This is a genomic window from Nonomuraea sp. NPDC046570 (assembly GCF_040645915.1).
In the GTDB taxonomy this organism is placed as follows: Bacteria; Actinomycetota; Actinomycetes; order Streptosporangiales; family Streptosporangiaceae; genus Nonomuraea.
On record NZ_JBEYZF010000016.1, the window covers coordinates 13665 to 39778 of the forward strand.

26 protein-coding genes are annotated in these 26114 nt (G+C 70.2%); 7 read left to right on the forward strand and 19 right to left on the reverse strand.

Annotation, left to right across the window (positions count from 1 at the left end):
* Positions 1-114 precede the first annotated feature (114 nt).
* The 4 genes from ABZ911_RS24240 (at position 115) to ABZ911_RS24255 (ending at position 4151) form a co-directional block, all read left to right on the forward strand.
* Positions 115-1341, forward strand: coding sequence for a histidine kinase (locus tag ABZ911_RS24240; RefSeq protein ID WP_358059921.1), 1227 nt, complete (start codon positions 115-117; stop codon positions 1339-1341).
* On the forward strand, positions 1338-2000 hold the full coding sequence (locus ABZ911_RS24245; RefSeq protein ID WP_358059924.1) for a response regulator transcription factor: 663 nt from the start codon (positions 1338-1340) through the stop codon (positions 1998-2000). The genes ABZ911_RS24240 and ABZ911_RS24245 overlap by 4 nt, the downstream gene beginning before the upstream one ends.
* A gap of 62 nt (positions 2001-2062) precedes the next feature.
* Complete coding sequence (locus ABZ911_RS24250; RefSeq protein ID WP_358060399.1) at positions 2063-2890, forward strand: DUF72 domain-containing protein; 828 nt, start codon at positions 2063-2065, stop codon at positions 2888-2890.
* 64 nt (positions 2891-2954) lie between these two features.
* Positions 2955-4151, forward strand: coding sequence for a cytochrome P450 (locus tag ABZ911_RS24255; protein WP_358059927.1), 1197 nt, complete (start codon positions 2955-2957; stop codon positions 4149-4151).
* A gap of 12 nt (positions 4152-4163) precedes the next feature.
* Here the strand turns inward: ABZ911_RS24255 and ABZ911_RS24260 are convergent, their stop codons facing one another.
* The 15 genes from ABZ911_RS24260 to ABZ911_RS24330 all read right to left on the reverse strand — a co-directional run bounded on the left by ABZ911_RS24260 (position 4164) and on the right by ABZ911_RS24330 (position 20296).
* Positions 4164-4802, reverse strand: a complete 639-nt coding sequence (locus ABZ911_RS24260; protein WP_358059930.1) for a GPP34 family phosphoprotein — start codon at positions 4800-4802, stop codon at positions 4164-4166.
* Positions 4803-4810: 8 nt separating this feature from the next.
* Positions 4811-6196: an APC family permease gene (locus tag ABZ911_RS24265; RefSeq protein WP_358059933.1), complete on the reverse strand. Its 1386-nt coding sequence runs from the start codon at positions 6194-6196 to the stop codon at positions 4811-4813.
* Positions 6197-6511: 315 nt separating this feature from the next.
* Positions 6512-7459 carry a hypothetical protein gene (locus ABZ911_RS24270; RefSeq protein ID WP_358059936.1) on the reverse strand — a complete coding sequence of 316 codons (948 nt, stop codon included), beginning with the start codon at positions 7457-7459 and terminating at the stop codon, positions 6512-6514.
* A gap of 670 nt (positions 7460-8129) precedes the next feature.
* On the reverse strand, positions 8130-8657 hold the full coding sequence (locus ABZ911_RS24275; RefSeq protein ID WP_358059939.1) for a phage tail protein I: 528 nt from the start codon (positions 8655-8657) through the stop codon (positions 8130-8132).
* 3 nt (positions 8658-8660) lie between these two features.
* Positions 8661-10634 carry a putative baseplate assembly protein gene (locus ABZ911_RS24280; protein WP_358059941.1) on the reverse strand — a complete coding sequence of 658 codons (1974 nt, stop codon included), beginning with the start codon at positions 10632-10634 and terminating at the stop codon, positions 8661-8663.
* Positions 10631-11041: a GPW/gp25 family protein gene (locus ABZ911_RS24285; RefSeq protein WP_358059944.1), complete on the reverse strand. Its 411-nt coding sequence runs from the start codon at positions 11039-11041 to the stop codon at positions 10631-10633. The genes ABZ911_RS24280 and ABZ911_RS24285 overlap by 4 nt, the downstream gene beginning before the upstream one ends.
* Positions 11038-11322 (reverse strand): PAAR domain-containing protein, encoded by a 285-nt coding sequence (locus tag ABZ911_RS24290; protein ID WP_358059947.1) that lies wholly within the window; start codon positions 11320-11322, stop codon positions 11038-11040. Before ABZ911_RS24290 ends, ABZ911_RS24285 begins: the two co-directional genes overlap by 4 nt.
* Positions 11322-13004, reverse strand: a complete 1683-nt coding sequence (locus ABZ911_RS24295; RefSeq protein ID WP_358059950.1) for a VgrG-related protein — start codon at positions 13002-13004, stop codon at positions 11322-11324. Before ABZ911_RS24295 ends, ABZ911_RS24290 begins: the two co-directional genes overlap by 1 nt.
* A complete protein-coding gene (locus tag ABZ911_RS24300) occupies positions 12994-13749 on the reverse strand; it encodes a LysM peptidoglycan-binding domain-containing protein (RefSeq protein WP_358059953.1) in 756 nt (251 codons plus the stop codon). The genes ABZ911_RS24295 and ABZ911_RS24300 overlap by 11 nt, the downstream gene beginning before the upstream one ends.
* 2 nt (positions 13750-13751) lie before the next feature.
* Entirely contained in the window at positions 13752-14189 is a 438-nt protein-coding gene (locus ABZ911_RS24305; RefSeq protein ID WP_358059956.1) for a phage tail protein, read from the reverse strand.
* 2949 nt (positions 14190-17138) lie between these two features.
* Entirely contained in the window at positions 17139-17297 is a 159-nt protein-coding gene (locus ABZ911_RS24310; RefSeq protein WP_358059959.1) for a DUF6760 family protein, read from the reverse strand.
* Positions 17294-17704 carry a hypothetical protein gene (locus tag ABZ911_RS24315; RefSeq protein WP_358059962.1) on the reverse strand — a complete coding sequence of 137 codons (411 nt, stop codon included), beginning with the start codon at positions 17702-17704 and terminating at the stop codon, positions 17294-17296. The genes ABZ911_RS24310 and ABZ911_RS24315 overlap by 4 nt, the downstream gene beginning before the upstream one ends.
* Positions 17701-18144, reverse strand: a complete 444-nt coding sequence (locus ABZ911_RS24320; RefSeq protein ID WP_358059965.1) for a phage tail protein — start codon at positions 18142-18144, stop codon at positions 17701-17703. Before ABZ911_RS24320 ends, ABZ911_RS24315 begins: the two co-directional genes overlap by 4 nt.
* Before the next feature lie 15 nt (positions 18145-18159).
* Positions 18160-19722: a phage tail sheath subtilisin-like domain-containing protein gene (locus tag ABZ911_RS24325; protein WP_358059968.1), complete on the reverse strand. Its 1563-nt coding sequence runs from the start codon at positions 19720-19722 to the stop codon at positions 18160-18162.
* A gap of 178 nt (positions 19723-19900) precedes the next feature.
* Positions 19901-20296: a RidA family protein gene (locus tag ABZ911_RS24330; protein WP_358059970.1), complete on the reverse strand. Its 396-nt coding sequence runs from the start codon at positions 20294-20296 to the stop codon at positions 19901-19903.
* Between the two features lie 136 nt (positions 20297-20432).
* Between ABZ911_RS24330 and ABZ911_RS24335 the strand changes: the two genes are divergently transcribed.
* Positions 20433-21407 (forward strand): WYL domain-containing protein, encoded by a 975-nt coding sequence (locus tag ABZ911_RS24335; RefSeq protein WP_358059973.1) that lies wholly within the window; start codon positions 20433-20435, stop codon positions 21405-21407.
* 19 nt (positions 21408-21426) lie between these two features.
* Here ABZ911_RS24335 and ABZ911_RS24340 read toward each other — a convergent pair whose 3' ends face one another.
* The 4 genes from ABZ911_RS24340 to ABZ911_RS24355 form a co-directional block, all read right to left on the reverse strand.
* Entirely contained in the window at positions 21427-22137 is a 711-nt protein-coding gene (locus tag ABZ911_RS24340) for a fasciclin domain-containing protein (RefSeq protein ID WP_358059976.1), read from the reverse strand.
* Between the two features lie 125 nt (positions 22138-22262).
* A complete protein-coding gene (locus ABZ911_RS24345; RefSeq protein ID WP_358059979.1) occupies positions 22263-23987 on the reverse strand; it encodes a hypothetical protein in 1725 nt (574 codons plus the stop codon).
* A complete protein-coding gene (locus ABZ911_RS24350; protein ID WP_358059982.1) occupies positions 23984-24565 on the reverse strand; it encodes a DUF4255 domain-containing protein in 582 nt (193 codons plus the stop codon). Before ABZ911_RS24350 ends, ABZ911_RS24345 begins: the two co-directional genes overlap by 4 nt.
* Positions 24562-25185: a response regulator transcription factor gene (locus ABZ911_RS24355; RefSeq protein ID WP_358059985.1), complete on the reverse strand. Its 624-nt coding sequence runs from the start codon at positions 25183-25185 to the stop codon at positions 24562-24564. Before ABZ911_RS24355 ends, ABZ911_RS24350 begins: the two co-directional genes overlap by 4 nt.
* 210 nt (positions 25186-25395) lie before the next feature.
* Here ABZ911_RS24355 and ABZ911_RS24360 point away from each other — a divergent pair, with 210 nt between their 5' ends.
* Together ABZ911_RS24360 and ABZ911_RS24365 are read left to right on the forward strand one after the other, a co-directional pair.
* Positions 25396-25818, forward strand: a complete 423-nt coding sequence (locus tag ABZ911_RS24360) for a hypothetical protein (protein ID WP_358059988.1) — start codon at positions 25396-25398, stop codon at positions 25816-25818.
* Positions 25819-25836: 18 nt separating this feature from the next.
* Positions 25837-26109 carry a hypothetical protein gene (locus tag ABZ911_RS24365; protein WP_358059991.1) on the forward strand — a complete coding sequence of 91 codons (273 nt, stop codon included), beginning with the start codon at positions 25837-25839 and terminating at the stop codon, positions 26107-26109.
* The last annotated feature ends 5 nt before the right edge of the window (positions 26110-26114 follow it).

Consider the following 26114-nt stretch of genomic DNA (forward strand, 5'->3'; position numbering starts at 1 on the left):
GCCTCATCCGGGCGATCCGTGTACGACTCCAGGCTGACGCGCGGGCCTCCTGCCCGCCCACAACGCCGGGTGTGCGCTTGTCGTCCTCCGGCGGGAGCCCAATATGGTGACGCCATGGACCCGGGACGTGTGATGACCGGTGGGGCGGTGGCCGTGACGGAGGCGGCGCGACCGGTACGCGCCTTGCCGCGGGTGGGTGCCCGGTTCCCGGCAGTGGCGTTCGACGCGTCGCTGGCGGCGGTGCTGTTCTTCGTGGCCGTCGGCCTCAACGACAAGGTCTACCAGGGCCCCGCAGGGCCTCTGATCCTGCAGGCGGCCCTGGTGGTGCCCCTGGTATGGCGGCGCCGGGCGCCCCTGGCGGTGTTCTTCGCGGTGGCCGCCGCGGCCTTCGTCCAATGGCTCGTCGGCATCCAGTTGCTGGCCGATGTGGCGCTGCTGATCGCCCTGTACACGGTGGCCGCGCGCTCCACCTGGCGCCACACGCTCATGGCCGCGGGCGTCCTGGAAGTCGGCATCCTGATGGCCTCCACGCGCTGGGCGGCCCCCGACGGTTCGTTCCTCCGCTCGGCCGTCTTCCTGACCGCGGTGGCAGTCGCCGTCGCCGTCACCGGGGTGAACACCCGGATCAGGCGCGCCCACCTCGCCTCTCTGGAGGACCGCGCGGTTCGCCTGGAGCGTGAACGCGACCAGCGGGCCAAGCTCGCGGTGGCGGACGAACGGGCTCGTATCTCCCGTGAGATGCACGACGTCGTCACCCATAACCTGTCGGTCATGGTCGCGCTCGCCGACGGCGCGGTTTTCGCGCAGCACCGCTCACCCGACAAGGCGACCGCCGCCATGCGCCAGATCTCCGGTACGGGGCGGCAGGCCCTCACCGACATGCGGCGTTCCCTGGGCGTCCTGCGGGCCGACGAGCCGGACGCGTCGCGCCACCCGATGCCCGGCATCGCCCAGCTGGAATCCCTCGCCGACCAGATGCGCGCCGCCGGGCTGGCGACCCGCTTCGACCTGGAAGGCGACCCCGCCGCCGTCCCCGCCGCCGCGCAACTCACCGCCTACCGCCTGGTACAGGAATCCTTGACCAACACCCTCAAGCACACGCCACCCGGCACTCGCGCCGAGGTCCGGGTGCGCTGCGCGCCCGAGGCCGTCACCCTCGACGTCACCGACGACGGCCGCGCCATGCGAGCCGTCGGCGCACCGTCCGGGCAGGGCATCCCCGGCATGCGCGAGCGTGCGGCCGCTTACGGCGGGACCCTGGAGGCCGGCCCGCTCCCGGGCGGCGGCTGGCGGGTCTCGGCGCGCCTCGACCTCGGCATGGCCGGAGAGGGGGACGCATGACGATCCGCGTCCTGCTCGTCGACGACGAACCCCTGCTGCGCATGGCGTTCACCATGGTCCTCGACGCCCAGCCGGACATGGAGCCGGTCGGCGAGGCCGGGGACGGCGCCGAAGCCGTACGGCTGGCACGGCGGCTGCGCCCCGATGTCGTCCTGATGGACGTGCGGATGGCCGGTATCGACGGGATCGAGGCGACCCGCCAGATCACCCGGAGCTCCGGGCGGACCCGGGTCCTCATCCTCACCACCTTCGACCTCGACGAGTACGCCTTCGCCGGACTCAAGGCAGGCGCGTCCGGCTTCCTCCTCAAGAACGCCCTGCCGCAGGAACTGCTGACGGCGATCCGCAGCATCGCCGCGGGCGACGCGGTGGTCTCCCCGCGGATCACCCGCCGCCTGCTGGAGAACTTCGCCCACCAGCTCCCCGCTGGCAGCGTCCCGGCGAGTGACGAGCGGTTGGAACGGCTCACGCCCCGGGAGCGGGAGGTGCTCGTCGAGGTGGCCCGCGGCCTGTCCAACACCGAGATCGCCGCCGGTCTGCACCTCGCGGAGGCCACCGTGAAGACGCATCTGGGCCGAATCCTGCTGAAGCTGGAGCTGCGCGACCGGGTGCAGGCCGTGGTCTTCGCCTACGAGAACCGCCTCATGCGTCCGGCATGAGGGCTCGGTCTCCTGTCGACCTTGGGTAGCGTCGGGGCATGCGGCTTCATGTGGGATGCGCGATGTGGGCTCACGCGCGATGGCAGGGGCGTTTTCTGCCCCATCCGCTTCCTCCCGGGGAACGCCTGAGGTCGTACGCGAGCTGGTGCAACGCGGTGGAAGGCAACACGACGTTCTACGCGACCCCGGCGAAAAGCACGGTGGAGTCGTGGGCGGGGCAGACCACCCCCGACTTCCGCTTCGTCGTCAAGCTGCCCAAGTCGATCACGCATGAGCGCCGCCTGACCGGCGTCGACGAGGAGCTCCGGTCGTTCCTGGACACGATCGAGCCGCTCGGGCCGCGCACCCACGCCCTCTGGATCCAACTGCCGGGGTCGTTCGCTCCGACCGACGTCGGCGCCCTCGCGGGTTTTCTTCGCGGCCTCCCCAGCTCGCACCGGTACGCCGTCGAGGTCCGGCACCGCGCGTTCTTCGAGGACGCGCGGTCCGAACGGCTTCTCGAAGGGGTTCTCGCCCGCGCCGGCACCGAGTGGGTCCCGTTCGACACCACCGCCTTCTTCCAGAGCCCTCCGACCAGCGACGCCGAACGAGACGCGTGGGCGAAGAAACCGCGCATGCCACGCCGGTCGGCCGCTCTCACCGACCGTCCGATCGTGCGCTACCTGGGCCGCGACGCCACGGAACGCACGATCGAGGGCTGGCGGGAATGGATCGGCACGGTCACCGAATGGCTGCGCGAAGGCCGCTCGCCGACCGTCTTCATCCACACCCCCGACAACGCCGACGCCTTGACGCTCGCCCGGCGCTTCCACGACGACGTGCGCACCCGGCTACCCGAGCTCGAACCGCTACCGGAGCCCCTGCCGACCGAGCCGCTGACCCTCTTCTGACCGCCCGCCGGGGCGACTTTTGTCAGATCTTGTACGGCGCGCACCCACCCGCGACCATAGGCATGTGAACCCACAGGCCTTCTACCGCGCCCCGTACCCCGTCTACGCCGAGGCCCGCAGGACTCGCGGGCTCACCTTCCTGCCCGAGCTGGGTGCCTATCTGGTCAGCAGGCGCGAAGACGTGCGCGAGGTGCTGAGCAAGCCCGAGCAGTTCTCGTCGGCGGGCGCGCTACGGCCTGACTACCTGCCCAGCCGGGCCGCGCTGACTGAGCTGATCAAGGGATTCGGTGGTGTGCAGGCCGTACTCACCGCCGATGGTGACGCGCATCGGCGGCTGCGCAGGCCGCTCACCAGGGGGCTGTCTCCCGCCAGGGTCGCCGCCGCGCTCCCGTTCGTCACCGAGAGGGCTGAGGCGCTCATCGGCTCGTTCGCCGGTGACGGCCAGGTCGAGTGGATGGACGGGTATGCCAGGCCGCTGCCCGCCGCCGTGATCGGTCACCTGGTCGGCCTGGACCCCGCCGACACTCCGGGCGCGATTCGCGGCGCGCAGCGAGCGGAGGAGCTGCTGTTCACCGAGCTGACCGAAGCCGAGCAGGTCGACGTCGCGAAAGAGATCGTGGACGTGCAGTGCCTGCTCGACGGCTACGCTCGCGCGCGCAGGAAGGACCCGCGGGACGACCTGCTCACGGAGCTGGTCCGGGACCTGGCGCCCGGATCCGGCGACCTCACGCTCGACCAGCGCAAGGAGATCGTCTCCAACGTCCAGAATCTGCTGCTGGCCGGCCACCTGACCACGACCGCACTGCTCGGCACGGTGGTGCTGAACCTGCTGCGCGACCGCCGCCAGTGGGAGCTGCTGTGCGAGCAGCCGCGGCTCGTCCCCGCGGCGATCGAGGAGGCGGCCCGGTTCGAGGCGCCCATCCAGGGCTTCCGGCGTACGGTCACCACCGGGGTGACGCTGAGCGGCACCGAACTGCACGAGGACGATGTGGTCTTCGTCTCCTTCGCCTCGGCTGGTCGCGACGCGGACGCCACCGCGCGCCCGGACGAGTTCGACATCACCCGCCCGGCCTTCCGCCACCTGTCCTTCGGGTACGGCCCGCACGGCTGCCCAGGCTCGCAACTCGCCAAGGAGCAGGTGCGGATATCCCTGGAAATCCTGCTGCGCGAGCTCCCCGGCCTGCGCCTGGCCCACACCGACATCACCATGGCCCCCACCCTGATCCACCACTCTCCCGAGGCGCTCTTCCTCACCTGGTGACGGCGAAGCTTCCTACCGGTACACGGCGACGGCGGCCTCGCCGACCAGCGCGTCGACGATGCCGACGAGCTCCTTGACCACGGGGGAGTGCTCGGCGGCGATGGCCCGCAGGCGGCCGATGAGCTGGCTCGACGGCTGGTCGAGGTAGAGCTCCCCTTCCACCTGCAGCACCGCCACCAGGCCGCAGAGCGCGGCGGACAGCGCGTCCGCCTCCCTCCAGCCCTCCACGGCGAACCGCACCCTCGCCGACGCCCGCACCACCGACGCCAGGTCGGCGAGTTGGTAGCGGGTGTACGGCAGCATGCCGAGGAGACGACTGGTCACCGGGACCAGCACGCCCGAGGCGACGAGCTGGTGCCGGGTGCGGTCGTAGACGTCGTCCGCCACCTTCTTGATCCAGTAGGTGACGTCCCGGTTGGCACGGTCCCGCAGGATCAGAGTGGCGAGCCCATCGATGATCGGGTCACCGGTACGGGTACGGTCGGTGACCGTGGCCCGGCCTTGCACGACGGTGACGCGGTCGCTCAGCGCCAGCTCGACCAGGACCGCTCCGGCCAGCCCGAGGGCCATCGAGGGCCGATGGATCAGCGGCTTGCCCGACTCATGGTGGGACATGAGGAAAAGGTCCTGGTAGAGCGGCAGTCGGTCCATGGCGCCACTCACACCCGCTCTTTCGACCTGGCGTCGACCGGCAGGGTGGGGCGTCGGCCGATGGCGTACAGGCCGCCCAGGACGATGGCTCCGACGGCGAGCCAGATCAGGCCCACGAGCTGCGCCAGGATGTTGGCGTGGATCACGACGAAGATGAGGATCGCCATCCCGATCAGCGGCGCGATCAGGTGCGACCAGTAGTCGGTCGACCCCCCGCGCATCACGTAGTGCACGATGACGGAGACGTGCAGGACGATGAAGGCGACCAGCGCGCCCATGTTGATCAGGCTGCTGAGAACGTCGACACCGTCTTTGCGGGTGGACATCCACAACCCGAGCCCGATGGACAGCGCGGAGATGAACAGGATGGCGTTGGCCGGTACGGAGTTCTTGACCGAGATCTTGGCCAGGAAGGACGGGAGCTGCCGGTCCCGCGCCATCGCGTACAGCAGGCGCGACACGGCGACCTGCGCGACCAGGGTGTTGGCCACTCCCCAGGAGATCGCGGTGGCGGTCGAGGTGAGGTGCCGGAGCCACTCACCGCCGGCTACGGCGGCCGCGTCGTAGAACGCGGTGCCGCTGCCGCTGACCAGCAGGGCGTCAGGGTTGGGCACCAGCAGGGCGGCGACCCAGACCTGGGTGATGAACAGCACGCCGGCCAGGATCAGGGCGATGCGCATGGCCCTGCCGACCTGGGCCGAGCCGCCGGTGGACTCCTCGACCAGCATGCTGATCCCGTCGAAGCCGAGGAAGGACAGGACCGCGACCGAGACGGCGGCGAACACCACCGGCCAGGAGAAGGTGTCCAGGTTGAGCAGCGGTGAGAGGCTGAACCCGCGCCCCTTGCCCAGGAGGAGAGCCCACACGCCGGCCGCGAGGAACAGGCCCAGGACGATCAGCTCGGCGACGATCATCACCTTGGTGAGCTTGATCGTCACGCGGATGCCCCGCAGGTTGATCACCGTGTTGACGGCCACGAAGACGACCAGCCATGCCCACACGGGCACCAGCGGCACGCTGGCGTTCATGGCGATGGACGCGACGAGGTACAGCAGGCTGGGGACGAGAAGGTAGTCGAGCAGGATCGCCCACCCGGTCATGAAACCGACGGGCGCGGCGATGCCCCGGCCCGCGTAGTTGTACACCGACCCGGACAGCGGGAACGCCTTGACCATCTGCGCGTAGGAGATCGCGGTGAAGAGCAGCGCGATCATTCCCACGAGGTACGCCAGGACCGGCATGCCGCCCGAGCGGGAGTAGACCAGACCGAAGATCGCGAAGGGGGCGATCGGCACCATGGAGATGAGGCCGTAGAACACCAGGTCGACCAGTCCGACCCCGCGGCGTAACTCCTGCCGGTAACCGAACCGATCGATGTTCTCCTGTGGGTTCACGACAGCCTCCTATGTGGTCATGCATCGGTGCGTGGGGGCCGGCCGCCAACTCGGGTGGGAACGCGGACACAGGCGAGGTGTGTTGAGCGATCCTGACGTAGCGTCGGGTCGCGTCGCAAGAGGTAGTCCATGTCCGTGTATTTACGCTTATGCCCCCGACTCGGGCTGCAGGTGACGCCCACGGGCATGGTGCCCGACCTCCGCGGACAGCGGCTCCAGGATCACCAGCGGGATGTCGCGGTCGGTCTTGGTCTGGTAGCTCTCGGGACCTGAACAAAGGTTCAAGTCAAGCTCTCGCGAACGCTGCACCAGGTGCTATGGCGAGGACGGCGAGAAGGAGGTGACGACGAGCCAGAGGGCCCCGGCCAGGACGACGATCAGAATGGCGAGGTCCTTCGGCTGTCCGGGGATCTTGCCCCGGAGCGGGCGAACGGTTCCAGGCCCCTGCCGACTCCAGGTGGCCAGCAGGACCAGGAGGGCCGCAAGGAGCAGAGGCCATTTGATCAGACTGACGAGACGCACCTGGAGTTCGCTCCCGTATTGGCTGACGCACGCCACCACATCGAGCAGGGCGAAGAGGAGAAGGAGTCCTCCGGCCGCGATGCCGCCCAGCCGTCCCCACCAGCCCTTCGCCGCAGCGCCCAGTGCGACGATCACGATCGGCAGGCCGATCGTCTCGGCTTCCGAGGCCCATCTCGCGAAGCCGTACCAGAAGGGCTCCGGAGCCTCGACGAGGTGGCCGGGCAGTTTGTCGATCGTGGCGGGTAAGCGGGAGGTCGCCGCCGTCCATGCCGCGGCGGCGGACGCGATCACCCAGATGACGACTCCGTGCCGCGCGGGGGGCAGCGGTGAGCGGGCCGCCAGGATCAGTGACACCGCGGCCACCGGGTAGCAGAAGATCAGGGGCCAGGGCAGCGTGACGGGAAGCGCGTGTCCGGTGCACGGGTCGGCGGCGGGCAGGAGAACCGCCGTGAACAGCCCGAGAGCGAGTACGGCGCCGACCGCCGAGACGGCGAGAAGCGTGGCCCGGCGCGGCCCGCGCAGCAGGAGAGCGGCCAAGAGGACAGGCAGCAGGAGTTCCGCCCAGAACAGCAGCTCCCACGATGCGCTCTGCGGGGCGTAGGGGCCGGAGTTCGTTCCGGAGCAGAACCAGCCGGTGCTTTCTCTGCCTATGCCGAAAGCGGTCAGGATCACCGGTCCTGACGCGGCCAGCACCGCGCCGAAGCGAAGCGCCGCTGTTTCGGCGGATTGCGTCCTTGGCACCTGAGCCTCGCTCCAGAAAAGAGATCAACTCAGGGAGAGTACTGGAGAGCGGTCATGCCCTCAGAACGCGGGCCGCTTTTCAAAGACTTAAATATCGCCGCTGCCAAAAGTGTCGGTGGAGGGCGTTAAGATCGCCGACCATGTCAACCATTCGTGAGCTCCTCTTAGGTGTCTTGAGCATCGGGTCTGTGGCTCTTGTCGCTGGTGGAGTTCGGGCTGCGGGAAACAGGGCCTGGCGCCACCTCGGGCGGCCATTCACGATGGCTCTCGTGGGAGTCAGCTTCATGCTCTCCGCCGGTGTCGTCGCCCTCGCCGAGCTACCAGACTGCGAACTACTGCCTTCGGCGGGAGCGCGCCGACTCCAGGTAGCTTCCGGGTGGCACGGACGCGATCGTAAAACCGTGCAGCCGCGCCTCTCTGGGCGCGGCTTCGTTTGAGGGCTACTCGTCGGGGTTGCGTTCCAGCGGGCAGACCTTCGGGCCTTCGCCGTCTACGAAGGGGCCAGCGCGAGAGCAAGAAAGCCGACGACGATGAGACGAGAGCGCTTCACGAGATCTCTCCTTCTCGGTTGATTCCTCTGCAGTCCTTTCTACGGGGGCAGCGGTTTCGACAAGGTTTCACATCTTCTACGGCGCGACCTCACCCTTCTATTCGTTCGGCGAGGCGGCTGTCAGTCGTACGCGACGGTGACGCGGATGTGGGCGGGGACGCCGAGTTCGAGGACGGCCTGTAGCCATTGGCGGTCGACGGTCGTGTAGCCGGGCAGGTGGATGGTGACTCTGGAGTCCTCCGTGCCGGGCAGGGAGCCGCCCGCCTGGGTGGACCAGGCGGTGCCGCCGGAGTCGGTGACCCGCGCCTCGATGCCGGTGAGGGTGTGTACCAGTCTGGCCAGCGCGGACAGGGTTCCCCGCTCGCGATGCAGCGACACCGCGGCGGCCACGAGTGCCCGGCGCTGAGCTTCGCTCATCTGCTCGCCGAAGCCGATGGCCACCCACCCGGCCAGCCACGGCAGCAGGTCCGGCGGGGTGAGCGCGGGATCGAGGTAGCTGTCCAGGCAGTCCAGCGTCGTGAGCACGGGTGCGAGCACCTCGTCGAACGCCTGGGTCATCTTCTGCGCCATCTCGTCGTCGGCGTAGATGGCGGGCAGTTGCTCGCCGAGCGGGTGGGCGGTGGCCAGGCGGCGGACGGCTCCTCGCATCGCTCAGTGCTCCACTTTGATCTGGTGCCCGTAGGAGAAGACCAGCGCGTCGGACTCCAGGGCGATCCGCTGGACGGGCTCGCCGCGCTGCCCGGTGACCGGGTCGGCCTCGAACAGGAGGATGTCGTCGACGAGTTCGACTCCGTCCACCCGCTGCAGCACGGCGTGCACCTCCCCGGACTGCACCGGATGCCCGAACGCCCAGCCGGTGCCGTACTGGCCTCCGATGATGGGATTGAGGTAGGCGTACAGGGCGGACTTGGCGCGGGCGCGTACCGCCTCGCGGGTCGCGCCCGCCCTGGCACGCAGCTCGGCCACCACGGTGACACCCTGGTAGTAAGGCGGCTCGACGAGCACCCGCGCCCCCAGGCAGCGCCGCGCGTCCAGCTCGGCAACGATCTTCCGAAGCGTCTCCTCCGTCGGCCGCAGATTCTCGAAGAGCATCTCGTCGTACGGCACATGCGGCACGATCAGCACCCGCACCCCCTCGCTGGGGCGGTCGTCCGGCCCCTGCACGGGCACGCACCGGATCCTCGCCACCTCCGGCGCCACCCCCCGCGCGAGCTGCTCGTAGTCCTCCGCGGTGACGGCGCGGTCCCGGATGCGCAGTTGCAGCGGGCCTCGTGCGGCGGCGTTGGCCACCGACTCGGCGTCCACGCCGCCGAGCGCGGCCTTCCTGTTGATGACGCTCGTCACGAACGGCACCGGCTCCCGCTGCACGGTGAGCACGTGACGCGCCACGTTGCCGCCCTGTCCGCCGCCGGTCAGGTAGTGCGGCACCTTGATGAGCGCGCCCTTCTCGGGTACGTCCCCGTAGCGGCGCAGCGCCCCGTCCTCCTGCCGCACCGCGGGCCCGAAGACGATCTCACCCGCGACCCGGTCCACCATGACGTGGCGGTCGCCGGGCCCGGAATAGGCGAAGGTGTCCACCTCGGTCCACTCCTGCGGGCCGCCCCGCGCGAGCACCCGTACCACCAGCTTCTCGCCGGTGGAGACGATGGGCGGGCGCAGGACGGCGAGCCGCTGCCCGGGAACGCCCTCGGCCGTGCCGAGGATCTCGTCCGTCACGATGTCGCAGTGGTAGGCGGGGACCGACCCGCCGATGGTCCTGGCGGTCACCGCCGTGATGCGCGGCGTGGCGGTGTACTCCGGCTGGCCCTGCCTCGACTCGACCACGCGGCACCGGAGCCAGCCGGCCTGGTGCTCGCCCACCACGGAGAGCCCGTGGTCGCCGGGCACGTGCACCTCCACGTCGCCGTCCGCGGTCAGCCCGCCCGTCGTGTCGGGGCCCACCTCGCAGGCCGCCCACTCGCCGGTGCCCGCCTTCCAGTACTGCCATTCGAGCGGCGGGTCGCGGGGGTCGACTCCCGGCCCGGCGATCTCGCAGTCGAGCCTGAGCAGGACCGTGCACCGGGGCACGGCCGTGGAGAGCCCGAAGTACACCGCGTCGCCCTGGCGGGGGGAGTCGCTGAAGCAGCCCACGCCCGTCCCTTCCGCGAGCTGGGCGCCGCGGTACACCGGAGCCGACCTGGCGGCCCCGGTGTACAGGTGGGCGAGCGAGCACGGGACGATCACCAGGTCCTCGACGGTGGTGAAGACGACGGGCTTGTCCGCGGGCGGCTCCCCGTTGGCCGTGTACGGTTCCTGGCCGGCCACGTGCGTGCCCTTCGGGACCGTGACCGGTTGCGGCCTGGCCGCCGACAGCCGGAACGTGAGGTCGCAACGCGCCGGGGTCGGCGGGAAGAGCCGTACCCCGATGAGGTCCAGGTAGCGCAGGTAGTGCAGGTCGGTGACCCGGTTCAGGCGGTAGAGCAGCTGCTCGACCATGAACGCGAACGCTTCGATGAGCGTGATCCCCGGATCGGAGACGTTGTGGTCGGTCCACGCCGCGCAGCGCTCCTGGACCAGGCGCCTGGCCTCGTCCACGAGATCCTGGAAGCGACGGTCGTCGAGGTCGGGAGCGGGTAGCGCCATCATGCTCCTTCGTGCGGCGGGATGACGTAGAACGGGAAGACGAGGTTGCGCGGGTCGTTGTCGCCGCGGAGCGCGTAGCGGATGTCGATGAGCAGGATCCCCTCGTCCACGCGGCCGAAGCCCACCTGGACATCGTGCAGGTCGATGCGCGGCTCCCAGCGTTCCAGCGCCAGCCGTACCTCGTAGGAGATGAGTCCGGCCGTGCCCGCGTTGGCCGGGGCGAAGACCAGGTCGTGGATGGCGCAGCCGAACTCGGGGCGCATCGGGCGTTCGCCGGGGGAGGTGCCCAGGATGAGGCGGATGCTCTCCACGATCTCGCGTTCGGCCGTGACCAGGGCGATCGACCCCGTCTGGTCGGTACGCACCGGAAAAGCCCAGCCGGCGCCGATGAAGTCCCTGTTCACGGTCATCCTCCGATCGTCACCGTGGGACAACCCACGACGATCATGGCTCCGCAGCCGGTACGGTCGCCGACCCGCGCGGCGGGCAGCCCGCCGATGAGCACGGTCGGGCAGCCGGGCCCGGCGATCGGCGTGGGCGGGTGCGGCGTCGTCGGCGAAGGGAACGAGCAGGCGTGCATCGTGGTGAGCGTCGCCGCGGGCAGCCCGCCGATGAGGACGTTCGGCACGCCCGGCCCGGTGATGACGCCCGGGTGATCCGTCATGTCGCCCACTCGTGCCGCGAACCCCATCAGTTGATCCTCACCAGTGTGCCCTGGATCGCCACGTCGGCCTGGCCGGTCACGCTGACGCGGGCGCCCTTGACGTCGAGCGGCCCCATGCCCGCGTCGACGGTGACGCCGGTGCCCTTGAGCTCCAGCGATCCCATGCCCGCGTCGACGGTGACGCCCATGGCCCCCTTGATCGTGAGCATGCCCGTCTTCGCGTCCAGCCGTACGGTCAGCCGCTTGTCGCCCGAGGCGAGCAGGATGCCGCCGCCGGTGGCCGAGTCGACGAGCTCCAGCCGGTGACCGGTCCTGGACACCAGGGCGCGGACGTTCACCTGCCCGCTGAGGTCGTCGATCACCGGGGTGGACAGTCCCGGGGGCGCGTCCCGGCCGTTGTAGAGCCCGCCGAGCACGTACGGGTGGTCGAAGTCGCCGTTCTCGAAGCCGACGAGCACCTCGTCGCCGACCTCGGCGGGCAGCACCGATCCGCGGTTGCCGCCCGCGCCCGCCGCCAGCACGCGGGCCCAGCCGCTGGTGTAGCCGTCGGCGAGCCACGGCATGCTCAGCCGCAGCCGGCCCTGGCCCGCCGGATCCTGCACGTCGCAGACGATGGCGGGCACCAGGCCCGCGCCGCCGGGCGGCACGGGGCCGGGGGAGCGGTCGGCCGACACGGTGAAGGCGGTGGTGTAGCCGGTGGCGGGGGAGAACGCGTGGCGGGTCGCGGACAGCGTGTACTTCCCCTCGAAGGGCGCGCCCACATTGTTCAGCGCGATCAGGGTGCCGGCGCGCAGCCCGGGATCCCCTCTGACCACGCCCTCCAGCTCGGCCGCGCCGCCGCCCAGATCGGCGGCCAGCGCCCCGGCCGCCGCCGCCGCGTCCGCCTGGGTGCGGTACCGGCTGTCGCCGGCCAGCAGGGGCGGCGCCCCGAACCGGGTGCCCAGCGCGACCGGGTCGGCGCCCGGCACCTGCGCCTCGGCGGCCCGGGGGGTGGCCACGGCGGTGATCTCCTGCTTGTTCTCGAAGTCCCAGCCGCGTACCTCGACCTCGGGCACCTGCCCGCCCGCCGTGACGGTCGCCCGCAACGACAGCAGCGCCTCGCCCGCCGCCACGGTGACCGCCGCCCCCGCGGGCGGCGCGGGCCGCCGAAACGACAGCTTCCCGTCCACCACCCGCACCCGCGCCCCGGTACGGCGCGCCAGCCGGGCCAAGAACTCCCAGTCGCTGACGCCGTCCTGGTTGATCTGCGTGTCCGGCCGGCCGCCGACGCCTGGCAGCGGGTCGATCTCCCCGGCCTGAAGCCCTGCCCGGGTCGCCACCTTGCGCACGATGTCCGCGACCGTCATGTCCGGGTAGACGGCCACCCGCCGCCCCCGCATCAGCCGGTGCGCCTCGTCCATCCCGCGCACCTCGGCGAAGGTTCCGTCGGACGCCACGTCGAGAGCCACCGACGTGACCTCGCCGTTCATCAGCGGCCGGGGGCCGCCCGGGTCGGAGGTCTGCACCCTGAGCCGGACCTTGGCGCCGATCGCGAACCGGCCCTTGCCCAGCGCCACGCCGCCGTCGTCGCGGAAGCGCAGCACGAACACGTCGGGCAGGCAGGTGCTGTCCTCGACGTACCCGGACGCGAGCAGCACCGCGACCTCCTCCGGCAGCGGGCTGCCCTCGACATCCACCAGCAGACCGCCGGTGAACAGTTCAGCGGCCACCGGTCAGCTCCTCCATCGCCGGGACCAGCAGCCGCGTGCCGGGCCGCAACCGCATCGGGTCGTCGATGCCGTTCGCCTCGGCCACCGCCCGCCACAGCCCGGGGTCGCCGTACGCCCGATGGGCCACCGCCGCCAGCGTCTCACCCGCCACCACCACGTGGACGCCGAAGGTGCCGGGCGCGCCCGAGGTCGGGTTCTGCCTCGGCGGAGGCCCGGCGATCTCCTCCATGGTCACCGAACAGACCGCCCTGATCGGCAGACCGCCCGGCGTGAACAGCGTGAACCTGGCCGTGACCTCGCTCACGAACGCGGTGAACCCGTTCAGCAGCCCCCACCGCAGCACCACCCACGGCGGGCACGACTGGGCACTGGCCAGCGTCTTGTCCGTGGGCACCACGCAGGTGAACAGCTTCTCCACCGCCTTGGCGACCTTGTCGTCCATGGTGTCGGTGGCGTCGAAGAACATCTCCAGCGTCAGCTTGCACGGGTCCGGGCCCTGGAACTGGGGGACGCCGCTCTTCCTGGTGTTGCGCTGCAGGCTCCGCCGCCAGCGCGCCGCCTTGGTGAAGGACAGCTCGTTCGGGTTGAACTGGAAGGCGATGGTGTCGTAGCCGGTGCCCGGCTTGCCGAGGCCGCCGCTCGGCGGGTGAAGCAGCTCAAGGTAGGCGCGTTCGAGGCTGGGCGGCGGGCCCTGGCCGGGAGCCCCGGCCGGCGCGGAGGCCGTGAACGCCACGGGCGACGTCATGGTCAGCCTCCCCAGCCCGGTCCGAAGAACCCGTGATGGGCCAGCTCGACCGTCTCGGTGGCGGCCCTGGGCGTACCGGCGTCGAACCTCGGCCCCGTCCACCTGACCGGGACGACGTCCCGCAACCCCCAACTGGTGATCAGCTCGCCCGCCAGGGTACGGGCCTCGATGGTCGCCGTCCTGCGCGCCACCCCGTGCACGGTGCCCGCGAACCACTTGGTGACATCCTTGCTGGCAGCCGTCACCGAACGGGACAGGCGCACATTGGAGTACTTCACCCTGGTCGGCAGTTGCCAGACGTACCCGTTGTTGCCGCCCTCCTCGCGCTGCTCCATCTCCACCTCGCAGCCGAGCCCGTCGCAGCTGTCGAACGTCCCCAGATCATGCCCATCGATCTTGAGGACATAGCAGACCGCAACCGCAACCTCTTCCTCCGCCATCCTTCACCCCCCTTTTTTTTGCCGCAGGTCCGCAGTCAGTGGCGGGTCCGCAGTCAATGGCAGGTCCGCCGTCAGTGGCAGATCCATGCCAGTGGCAGGCCCATGCTCAGTACCGCAGGTCCATGGACAGCCCTCGCCGCTCCCGCTCCAACCGCAGCTCGGCCCTCAACCTCCGCAACAACGGTTCATAAACCGCCTCCACCAACTCATCCACCTTCAAACCCCCCTCCCGCTCGCCCCCCACCACCCGCCCAACCCGCGCCCCCTCCTCACACCCTCGCCCCACCCGCACCTCACCACCGCCTTCCCGCTCGATCTGCCCCAGCCCCTCCGCTCCTCGCACCGCCCACCCCTCACTTCCGGGCCCATGCACCACACATCCGTCACCCTCAGGCCCATGCAGCGCACACCTGTCACCCCCGAGCCCATGCACCGCCCCCTCGGGCCCTTGTGCACGCGCTTCCCTCCCAATCCCTCGCACTGCATGCGCTTCGCTCCCAAGCCCTCGCACTGCACGCGCCTCGCCCCCGAGTCCTCGTCCCGCACGCGCCTCGCCCCCAGATCCCTGTACGGCAGGCGTCCCATCCCGGGTTTCCCACACGGTCCGTGCGACTGGCGCTCGCATGTCCTCCGGCCCGGTCGCCGGTGCCGGAGCGGCTGCCGGAGCGGCCCACTCCTGCCGCCGTGGTTCCGCTGGCTCGAACCCGGAGAGATGATCTTCCGCCGGAGAGGGAAGAGGGAGCCCCGCGTGCCCCGCTTCCCCTGGCCAGGTCGGAGTCCGCCGCGCATCGCCATCCCTGCTGGCGCTCGTACCCGATCGGCTCCTGGGGTCTCCGAACAGGCCCGGCGTGAAGGAGCCCAGCCTGGGCGTGTGCGAACCGAGGGTGGGGGAGTTCGTGTCCCAGCCAAGGGTGGGGGAATCCATGTGTGAGCCAAGCGCGGAGGAGTCCCTGTGTGGGCCCGGAGCCGGGGAATCAGGGACATCCGACCTTGGAGGATTCGACGCAGAGGCACCCAGGCTTGGGGAGCCTGGTGTGGTGCTCAGCGTGCGGAAGTCCGGGGTGGTGCCCCGCGCAAGGGGGTGTGGTGTGGTGTCCTGCGCGAGAGAGTCCGATGCGGTGTCCCGGGCGGGGAGGTCCGGGGTGGTGCTTTGCCCCGGGAAGTCCGGCGTAGGGCTGTCTGGGCTTAGCGGGTCTGGCGTAGGGGGGCTTGGTCTTGGGGAGTCCGGTGGGAGGAACGCCGGGGAGATGACGCGCTGACCGGGGGATTCAAGCGTGCTTCCCGTGTCGATGGTGGTGCCAGGTGTGTCGATGGCGGTACTCGGCCGCTTCGGTGCGGCGGGAGTGGGTGATTCGCCACCGGTTGCGTCCGGCGTCGGAGCGAGAGGGGACTGCCGTACAGGCTCGGCGGTGAGCGGTTCGCCCAGGCCCAGCGGGCGCGGCCGGGAGGGGGCGCCGACGGGTCGCGGCACGACCGGATGGCCGAGCCCCTCACCAGGCGAGCGCTCAACCACATCCCAAACCGCCCCACCAGGACCCGCCCCACTCGGGTTTGTCGGCGTGCTGAGATTCGCTCCACTCGGGTTCGCCAGCGTGCCGAGGGGCGTGACATCAGGATTCGTCGGTGTGCCGAGAGCCGTCGTGTCAGGGTTCGCTGGCGTGCCGAGGGTCGTCGCGTCGGGATTCGCCGGCGTGTAAGGGCTCGTCTCACCTGGCCTTGTTGGCGTGCTGCGGCATGCCACATGCGGGGGCGTTGAGGTGTCGTGGGTTGTCACGTCGGGGTTTGTTGAGGTGTCGTGGGTCGTCACGTCGGGATTTGTCGAGGTGATGAGGGGCGTCACATGGGGGTTCGCCGGTGTGCTGGGGTTTGTCACGCCGGGGGGTGTCGATGCACCGAGGCGCGCCCGACCAGGGAATGTTGGCCTATCGAGGTGTGGCTTACCGGGGTTTGCCGACTCGCCGGAACTTGCCTCGTCGTGGTTTGTCGCGCTCGGATTCGTCGACGTGCCAGGTTCTGCCACACCCGGGTTCGACGTGGTCGAACCGGTCGCGTTCTCGGGTCTGGTCGTCGGGGCTTCGGTGGCCGCCGTGCCGCCTGGCAGCGCTGCCTGGCCACTGGGCGCATTTCCGGCTTGCCCGACTTCTGAGGCGGCGCGGCCGGGACCCTGGGCAGGGGCGGTCACCTGGCTGGGCGCGTCATCTACTCCGGTGGCCTCGATGGACGTGGTGCCCATCGCGGTGCCCATGGACGTGGCGTCCACGGGCAGGGGCCTCACGGACGGAGTGCTCACCGAGGCGGGGTCCATGGGCGGGGTGCTCACGGACGGGGTGCTCATTGAGGTGGCGTCCATGGAAGTGGTGTCGGTGGTGAAGGAGTCGATGTCAGTGGGGGAGTCGAGGGTGGTGGTGGTACCGAGGGTGGGAAGGGTGACGGATTCGAGGGTGTGGCCCGGGGGCTTCTCCTCTGTGGCGGCAGGCGGGAGTGGTGGGGCCTGCCGTACCGGATCGGTGTGTGGTTCGGGGCGGGTGGGATTGGGGCCTGCCGGCTTGGGGTTCGGGGGTGGGGGCCGGTGTGTGGCGAGGTGGGGTGGGTGAAGGGCTGGGGTGGGGAGGGTGGGTGAGTGAGGGCTTGGGGTGGCGAGGTTGTGGATGAGGCCGGAAGGGGCGTCGGGGGTGATCTGGTGGGTGAGGGGGGCGAGGAAGGATGGGTTGTGCCAGGTGGTGAGGGTTGCGGCGAAGCGGGTGGGGTGGATCACCTGGGGGTGGGGGGCGAGGATGCGGGTGATGGGTGGCAGCGTGCGCCACTCGGCGTGCGGGGTGGGCGTCGGGTTCCAGGAAGCCTGAGAAGGCATGGAAGGGCGGAGGAGCTGGGAGGCCCAGGAGGTCCAGGAGGTCCAGGAGGTCCAGTGCCAGGAGGGGCCAGAGGGGTGGGGGGTGTGTCTGGGGCGTGTCATTGGGGGCCGCCCTGTGAGGGGCCGAAGGTGGTGATCTCGGTGATGAAGCGGCGGCGGTCGGCGTGTTCCAGGTCGAGGATGTCGTTGAGGGGCCAGTGGAAGTGGTACGCGACGTAGGCGATCTCCCCGTAGAGACGGTCCGGCGCCTGGGTCACGATTCCCCCAGGCGGCTGCCCGAGAGGTCGACCTCGAACCCGTGCCCGCAGCCGGGGCAGTCCACGGCCGCGCGGGCGTGGCCCTCGCTGTTGACTCGGCGGTACAGGTCCTGCAGGAACGCCAGGTCGGCGGCGAAGAGGTTCTCGATGATGCCGGGGTGCACGTCGGTGACGCCGCCCAGGCGGGTGACCACCCGGCCGAGGAGTACGACGGTGAGGTAGGCGGCGTTCTCCCGTACCCGGTCGTCGCGTAGCGGGACGAGTTCGTCGCGGGCGGTGGCCAGGCGCATGACGCCGTCGCGGTGTAGAGTGCCGGACTCGTCGAGGTAGCCGCGCGGCAGCCGGAAGGCGAATTCGGTACGCAGGGCGGGGGATTCGGCGACGGCCGTCGATCGCCACATGCTCACTCGACCTCCATCTGCTCGTAGGTGACGATCAGGGTCTCGGTGAGCACGCTGGTGTCGCCCGCCTTCATGGCGCTGATCTCCAGGCTCTTCGGCCAGGCGTTGATCATCTTGTAGCGCTTGATGGGGTTGTTCTCGAAGTCGTAGACGATGATCGCGCCGCCCTTCCGGGCGTTGGTCATCCGGCCGAACTGGGCCTCTTTCGCCCACTTCTCGAAGCTGTTGTCGGCGGTCAGGCCCCGGGTGAGCGTCACCTCACCGGCTTTGGGGCGGCCGGGCAGCTTCTTGATGACGTACTTGCCGTCGGCGGTGTTCTGCCGCAGTTCGATGACGTCCTGCTCCATGCGGAGCCCGGACACCTCGCTGATCTGCTTGATGACGATGCCGTCGACCTCCAGGCCGAAGGAGTGGGCGACCGCGCTGTCGAGGTCGGGAAGTGCCATGGGAGATCTCCTGCGTTATTCGCTGACGAGGCTGGTGCCGCTAGCCATCTGGGCCAGCTTGAAGACGACGAACTCGGCCGGTTTCACCGGCGCGACCCCGATCTCACAGGTGACCAGGCCGTTGCCGATGTTCTCGGCCGGGTTGGTCTCCCGATCGCACTTGACGTAGAAGGCCTCTTCGGGGGTGAGCCCGAACAGCGCGCCCTTGCGCCACTCCACGACGAGGAAGGCGGCGATGGTACGGCGGATCCTGGCCCACAGGGCGTCGTCGTTCGGCTCGAAGACCACCCACTGGGTGCCGTTGAGGATCGACTCCTCCAGGTAGTTGAACAGGCGCCGGACGTTCAGGTAGCGCCATTCGGCGTCGGCGGAGAGGGTGCGCGCCCCCCAGACGCGGATCCCCCGGCCGGGCAGGACGCGGAGGCAGTTGACGCTGACGCCGTCCTTGTTGAGCAGGTCCTGCTCGTTGCGGGTGAGCTGGGTCTCCAGCGCGATCGCGCCGCGGATCACCTCGTTGGCGGGGGCCTTGTGCACTCCGCGGGTCGCGTCGTTGCGCGCCCAGATCCCGGCCAGGTGGCCGCTCGGCGGGATGCGCGTGATTCCCGAAGTCGCCGGGTCGAAGACCTTGATCCACGGGTGGTAGACCGTGGCGTACATGCTGGAGAAGTCGCCCAGGCCGCCCCGCCAGTCCAGCACTTCCTGCGCGGACAGCCCCGGTGGCACGTCGAGGATCGCCATCCTGTCGGCCATCAGCGTGCAGTGGTCGACGAGGGCACCCTGTACGGCCTTGACGCCGTCGGCGTCGATGGTGCCCTGTTCGAAGGCGCTCATCAGGTCGGGCATCGCGATCATCGTCACCGCGTCGACCGCTTCGAGCCCGCCGAAGCCGCTGCGCTCGTCCACGTCCCCGAGGTAGTCGTCCGGGGTCACCTGGGCGGGCAGCCCCTCTCCCGAGATCGCCGGCGCGGGCGGAGCCTTCAACGTGACGCTCTGCGGGTTCGGCTTGGCCAGCTCGGTGCCGGCCTCCTCGACCGTGATCAGCCGGGACTTGGACGCCACGGTGGTGATCACGTTGTCCCTGCCGCGTTTGATCGAGACGTTCTCGAAGGTCTCCTCGACCTTGCCGCCGCGCTTGACCGTGAGCGTGAACCGGTCCTCGGGCGGCTGTTCGCCCTCGGCGGCGGGGGGAGCCTCGGTGACCTCGACGCTGATCTCCCCGCGTCCGGTGCCTCCTGAGGGCAGTTCCTTGGCGACGATCCGGAAGGGGCCGAGTACCGCCTGCGGTTCCGGGGCGGGCGGCGTGGCGCCGTTGGAGCCGTTGGCGCCGATCCGGACCACGTAGCAGGCGGTGCCGCCGTTGAGGAAGTACCCGTAGACGGCGTGGGCGAGCCGGCAACCGTCGACGAACTCCCCGAACTCCTTGGTGTACTGGCTCCAGTTCGTCACCAGTGTCGGCACGGTGGGCCCTGTGGGCGCGAATCCAACGAAGGCGGCGACAGCCGTACCCACGCCTTCTATCGGTCTGGACCCGGCGGGTACCTCTTCGATGTAGACACCCGGTGACGAGTAGTCGGCCATCGGCCCTCCTTGGCAGTGTGGCTATGTCGTGTCCTCCCCTGTGTGCCGCCGCTGGGGCAGTCTGATCGGGCGGTCGTCGGGGCGGAGCCGGAGGGTCGTCGGGTCGCCTCTTCGGGCAGCGGGTTAGCCGACTACTCGTGCCGCCTCCGGCAGCCCTGCCGGAGGCGGCGAGGTCGCATCACGCGACGGCGGTCCCCTCAAGCTCGACCATCAGGTCGGGGATCGCCAGCCGTGCGACCCCGAGCATCGTGGTGGACGGTGCCACCCCGGCGGCGCCCAACCGCGACGCCAGCACGCCGTAGTGCTCGAAGAGCCGATCGGCGTCGGTGGTGTAGACGTTGAGCCGGACGAGGTTCGCGAGGGACATGCCGGCCTCGCCGAGCACGGCCTCCAGGTTGTCGAGGCTCAGCGCCAACTGCGCCGCCATGTCATCGGTATGCTGGGGCTTGCCGTCGCCGCTCATCGCGGTCTGCCCGGCGCAGTACAGGGTCCGGGTGTGCCCGGAGACGATCTCACCCTGGTTGTACCCCATCTCCACCGACCACGCCCACGGGTTGACTGCCGTTCGCTCCATTGCCACATCAGCTCCATTCGATTCGTTGATTACGTACGTCCAGCGGCTCGGTAGCCACCGTCTTTTCCGTCGTGTTGATGAGCCTCTCAGCGAATACACGACATCCTGTGTCGTGTATTTTCGGTAAAGTTTTCGTATGCGCGCCGACCGGTTGGTCTCGCTGGTGCTGCTGCTGCGGCAGCACGGTCGGCTGTCCGCGACCGCGCTGGCCCGCGAGCTGGAGGTGTCCACCCGCACCGTGCTGCGCGACATCGAGGCGCTGTCCGCAGCCGGCGTCCCGGTCTACGCCGAGCGCGGCCGGCACGGCGGTTTCGCGTTGTTGCCCGGTTTCCGGACCGAGCTCACCGGACTGAACCACGACGAGGCCCTTGCCCTGCTGGTCGCCGGATCGCGGCGCGGCGCGCAGGCATTCGGCCTCGGCTCGGCGCTCGCTTCGGCGATGCTCAAGGTGGTTGACGCGCTACCCGAAAGCTATCGGGACACCGCGGCCGACGCGGCCGAGCGATTGCTCATCGACCCGGAGACCGACCTCCTCTCGCGTCGACTGGTCGCTGAAGAGGCGCCTGACACCATCGTGGTCGAGGTCCTGCACGCGGTGCTCGCCGGACACAAGCTGCGCATCCACTACGCGGCTGTGGACCAGACCCCGAAGTGGCGCACGGTGGACCCGATCGGCCTGGTCACCGTACGCGACCGGGGCTACTTGCTGGCCACGAGGTCTGGCGCGGACCGCACCTACCGGCTGTCCCGGGTCTTGGCCGCCGAGGAACTCGCCGAACCCGCACAGCGCCCAGACCGGGTCGATCTGGACCGGGCCTGGCAGGAACGCAGCACCCAGTTTCGGACCGGCGGCGACCAGGTCACCGTGCTGGTACGGGTGAACCCGGCGCGGCGGGAGGACCTGGTGGGCACCGCGCTGGCCGTCCTCGCCGAAGAAGCCGACTCAGACGGCTGGCTGCGGCTGGAGGTGACCTTCCAAGATCCGAGACACGCCGAATGGGCGCTGTGGCAGCTCACCACGAACGCGGAAGCCCTGGCCCCGCAGTGGTTGCGCGACTCGCTGCGCAACCGCGCCGCCGCGATCGCCACCCGCTACGGAGTGTCATCCTGAGAGCCGCTCCGGCATTGGGTCAGCCGGGCGGACGCAGGACGGCGTCGAGGAGGTAGACGGTCGCGTTGGCCGTCTGGATGTTCGGGCACAGCACCTCGGCGTCGTCGTTCACGGTGATCTCGCCGCGGGTGGCCTCGGTGGTGATGGTGCCGGTCTGCATCGTGGTGAGCGTGGCGTCGGCCAGGTCCGCCGGGGACTTGCGGCCTTGGACCACGTGGTAGCCGAGGAAGCCGACGAGCGCCTCACGGTCGTCGAGCAGCTTGTCCAGCCTGTTCGTCGGGACCTTGTCGAACGCGTCGTTCACCGGTGCGAACACGGTGATGTCGCGGGAGGAGTCGAAGGTGGCGGTGAGATCCGCCTGCTTGATGGCCGCGACGAAGGACGACAACTCCGGAATGCCGGACAGGGCGGTGACCACGGGCTGCCCGGCCATCGTGGTACGGCTGCCGGCCCCCGACGACGGAAGGAGGTCGCAGCCCGAACGCGGGGAGGTGCGGGGCGGGGCGGGATACGGGCGGGGCTTCCTGGTCCAGGTCGGCCAATGCGTCGTCGGCGTGTGCGAGGTGGGAGGGGTCGTCGTCGGTGTGGAGTCCGGAGTCGTCTCGGGCGTGGTCTCCTCGTAGGGCGGCTTGGGCGAGGGATTGGGCTCGGCCGAAGTAGGAGGTTCGGGTGGTGAGGAGGTCAGGGTCACCGCAACGCAGACGCAGGTGAGGAGAACTCTGTGATCCATGGGTTGCCGCCCCCCGAAACGAGTCGTCACCTGGAGGCTGCCACCGGGCCTCGGCCGGGGCCAGCGCGAGGCATGCCGCGGAACGGGCGGAGTTCACCACCCTTCAGACGGCCCGGAAGGGCGGTTCATCCCCTCCTACGGACGATGAGGTAGTCGAAGTCCGTGGGCAGGTAGGTGATCCGGTCGGTGAACCACTCCACGGTGAACGCGCCGTCACCCTGGTCCCCCACGCACACGCCGGTCATGGCGACCGCGGACAGCTCGTCCTGCGTGGCGTCCGTGGTGAGCAGGACGATCCCGGAACCGTCCGCCAGCGGGCTGCGGATCCGCACCGGATCTCCGTTCGGGGTCACCGCGGTGGTCGTGTTCACCCCGGCCAGCGAGGGGTCGCCGGAGTCGATGACGAGCCAGTTGAACGAGATGTCCCTGGGCACCGGCGCCAGGTCGAGGGTGGCGACCCTGAACGCGCCGTCGCTCTTGGCGTCCACCCGGAGGCCGGTGATCGTGCTGTCCAGCGGCTCGGTCGTCTCCACGGTCAGCAGGATCACCGATCCGCCGGTGGCCGTCTCCGCCGGAACGTCCAGCCGGTTCTCCCCCGGCGGGATCGTCCCCGACCCCGCCTCGTACGGCAGGCCGCCGATCGTCCCGCGCGGCTTCTTCACCACGAGGTAGCCGAAGCGGATCCCCTCCACCCCCGACCCGTCGACCGTCTGGACCGAGAAGGAGTCATCGCCCCGGCCGGTCACGCCGAGGGATCCGGCGGGCCGCAGGTCGCGGGTGCGCGGCTGGCCGGTCTCCGTCGTGGGCAGGGCGGCCCCGGTCAGGTCGGGGGTGACGAAGATCTTCGAGTCGCCGGTCAGGCCGGGCGCCTGGACGGAGGCGTACCCGCCGCTGAGCGTGCCGTCGCCCGCGGCGTACGGCTCCCGGGTGGGCGGTGGCGGCGCCGCCTGCTTCGGCTCCTCCCGCAGTGCGTTGACCGCGACGATCGCGACGACGGCGAGGAGCGCCAGGCTTACGACCGCGACCACGGCCTTCAACGCCCACGGCGGGAACACCGGCAGGATCGTCCTGGTGCCTTCGGCGTGGATCGACAACTCCCCGTGGTCCATGCTCGCCACCACGGAGAAGGGGACCTCCCGAGGCTCCCCGGTGAGGGAGGGCCGCGCCGAGACGCGCAGCGGCAGCTCGGTGCGGCCGGGGTCGATCAGGACGTCGGCCTCCGGCAGCGAGAAGCGCAGCGTGTTCTCGGCGTCGGTGGCGTTCAGCCGCGTCCGGTGGGCCAGATTGCCGCGGCTGATCAGCGCGATCTTGTGCCGGGTCCGCCAACGGCCTCGGGCGGTCTTCGGGGACAGCTCGACTGAGAGGTCGTCGAATCCGCTGACGGCGCAGGTGCCGTCCGCGACCGCCGAGACGCCCTCGTTGACCAGGGAGCGGGCCAGCACGGTGAAGCCCGCCGTACCCGCCAGAACGGATGAGGAGCGCGGCGGGGTGAGGACGAGCGCGCCCTCGGCCGTGGCGCCCGGCGGGATCACAAGCTCGGCCGGCTCCACGCTGGCGAACTGCGCCGCGTCCCCCTGGACCAGGACCTTGACCTGCTCGACCCGGGTACCTCTGTTGCGCACGGTCACGGTCGCGGAGACCTGCCGGCCGGGCGTGACGGAAAGGGCCCGCTGGGACAGCCCGACGGCGATCTCGGCGTGCTGCTCCGGCGGGGGCGGCTCGGCGGCCTGCGGCCGGCGGGTCTCCTCCGGCCGGTCGTTCCTGTCCCAGGCGAGGTACTCGCCGCACTCGACGCAGAACCTGGTGCCGTCCGGGTTGATGTCGCCGCAGTTCGGGCAGGTGATGCTCATTCCAGTCCTTCGGTGCGTACCGCGAGCGGCGTCGTGACCGGTGGTGCCACGGGCTCCGGGGGCTCGGTCATGATCGGGGCGCTGATCACGACGTTGACGAACGGCCGCAGGCCCGCGTCGGAGGCGGCCAGCACCTCCGCCAGGGCGCGGTCGTCGGGCGGCGGCAGGGCGACCGCCATCGTGACGGGTAGCCCGAGTTCCGCCAGCGAGCCCGTCAGCCGGTCGGTGGGGAGGGCGTCCCGGGCGAGCAGCGCCCGCAGGATCGCGTCCAGCAGCCGGTGCTCCTCCTCCGGCTGCCGCGCCAGTACGGTCACCAGGTACGACAGCCTGATGTAGCGCGGCGGGCGACGCCTGGCGGTCACGGTGCCGTCCGGGCTGTACTCGTTGACCGTGCCCTGCCGGCGCCTGCCCAGGTCCTCGCGAATGTCATAGAGGTGCAGGTGCACCGCCGGGGTGTCACCCTCCCGGCCGGGCGCGCCGAGCGACACCTCGGTCTTGGAGCGGGGCAGCGCCTCCCGGCGGATCAGCTCCCGCAGCGCGTCGTCGACCTCGCCGATCATCCCGCCCGTCCTGCTCACAACAGCCCGTTGCGTAGGGCGTAGGCGACCGCGTGGGCGCGGTTGCGGAGATGGAGCCGGCTGGTGATGTCGTGCAGGACGGTCTTCACCGTGCGTTGCGAGTAGGACAGGGCGGTGGCGATCTCCGCGGTGTCGTACCCGTCCGCGACCAGGCGCAGCACCTGGACCTCCCGCTCGGCCAGACCGGCGAAGTTCAGCCCGCGCGGGGTGAGCAGGTCGCCCTGAACCCGGCGGACCTGGGTGAGCAGCCTGCCGAGCAGATCCGGCGGCATGGTGCCCGCGCCGGCGGTGACGGACTTGATCACCGAGACGAGCCGGTCGGGGCTGGCCTCGGCCCGCCGGACGACGCCCGACACGCCGATCTCGACGATGGCGAGCAGCCCGCTGTCGTCCACGGACCCGGCGACGACCACCAGCCGCAGGTCACTGTGGCAGCGCAGGGTGCGCAGGACGCCCAGGGTGTCGGGACAGACGGTGTCGGCGACCACCAGCGCGACGCGGGCCGTCTCCGGGCGGTCCGTCTCCAGGATCTCGACCTCGGGTCGCTGCTTGAGCTGGCTCAGAACCCCGGCGCGGGAGATGGGGTCGTGGGCCCGCACGACCACCTGGATACGCTCCATCCGATCTCCATTCGGCACCCGGTCGACTGGCTGGGCGGATACCTCCGAAAATCGCATATCCAGCATTCCGAATGCGGACGTACCCGCCTGGAAAAGGCCAGAGTTCGTCCAGCAAACCTTTACCGCGCGACGGCGTGAATGTCGTGATTTCTCGCGGGACCCGGATCTTATTCTCCGTCGTGGAGCACAAGTCCAAGATTGGAGCCGGACATGGCATCTCTGAGCGTCGGGGCCATCACCCGGAACGTGACGGTGAGGTCCATCAACGACACCACCTCCTCCGGGCTGGGCAGCGGGTTCAACGTCGGCAACACGGCGCCCGTGACCGGGCGGGCGCTGTCCACGCCCGGCGTCCCGCTGACGGTCCAGATATCGGCGGAGAACGACCGGGGAGACGGCAACACGTGCACCTTCGTGGTCGCCGACCCGTCGGGGAGCGGACTGTTCCTCGGCGAGGCGTCCCTGACCTGGCCGGAGGGCGACACCAGCGTCGGATGGGTGGAGTTCAGCAACTTCCCGATCCAGGCCGACGGCGTCACCCCGGTGGGCGACTGCGACTACGCCATCTCCCTGAACCACGACACCGACGTTTCCAGCGGCACGCAGGTCGGCGTCCGCGTCTTCACGCTCTGACGGCAAAAGGAGAAGGACATGGACCAGGAACCGGATCTGGAGACCCTGCCCGATGTGGAGATCCCCGGGCGGCTGCCCGAAGAGGGGGACGTCGCGGTCACCCAGCTTCCCGTGTGGGAGACCTGCCTGCTGTTCCGCGGGCGCCCCTGGCAGACGATCCCGATCTCCGCGGAGTCCCCGGAGGACGCGGCGCTGATCATGGACGCCTTCGTCGCCAAGATCAACGCCATCCTCGTCCAGCGGCGCTACCCGCCCGGGACGTGCACCTGGACCGCCAACGCCTGCCCCTGAGTGAT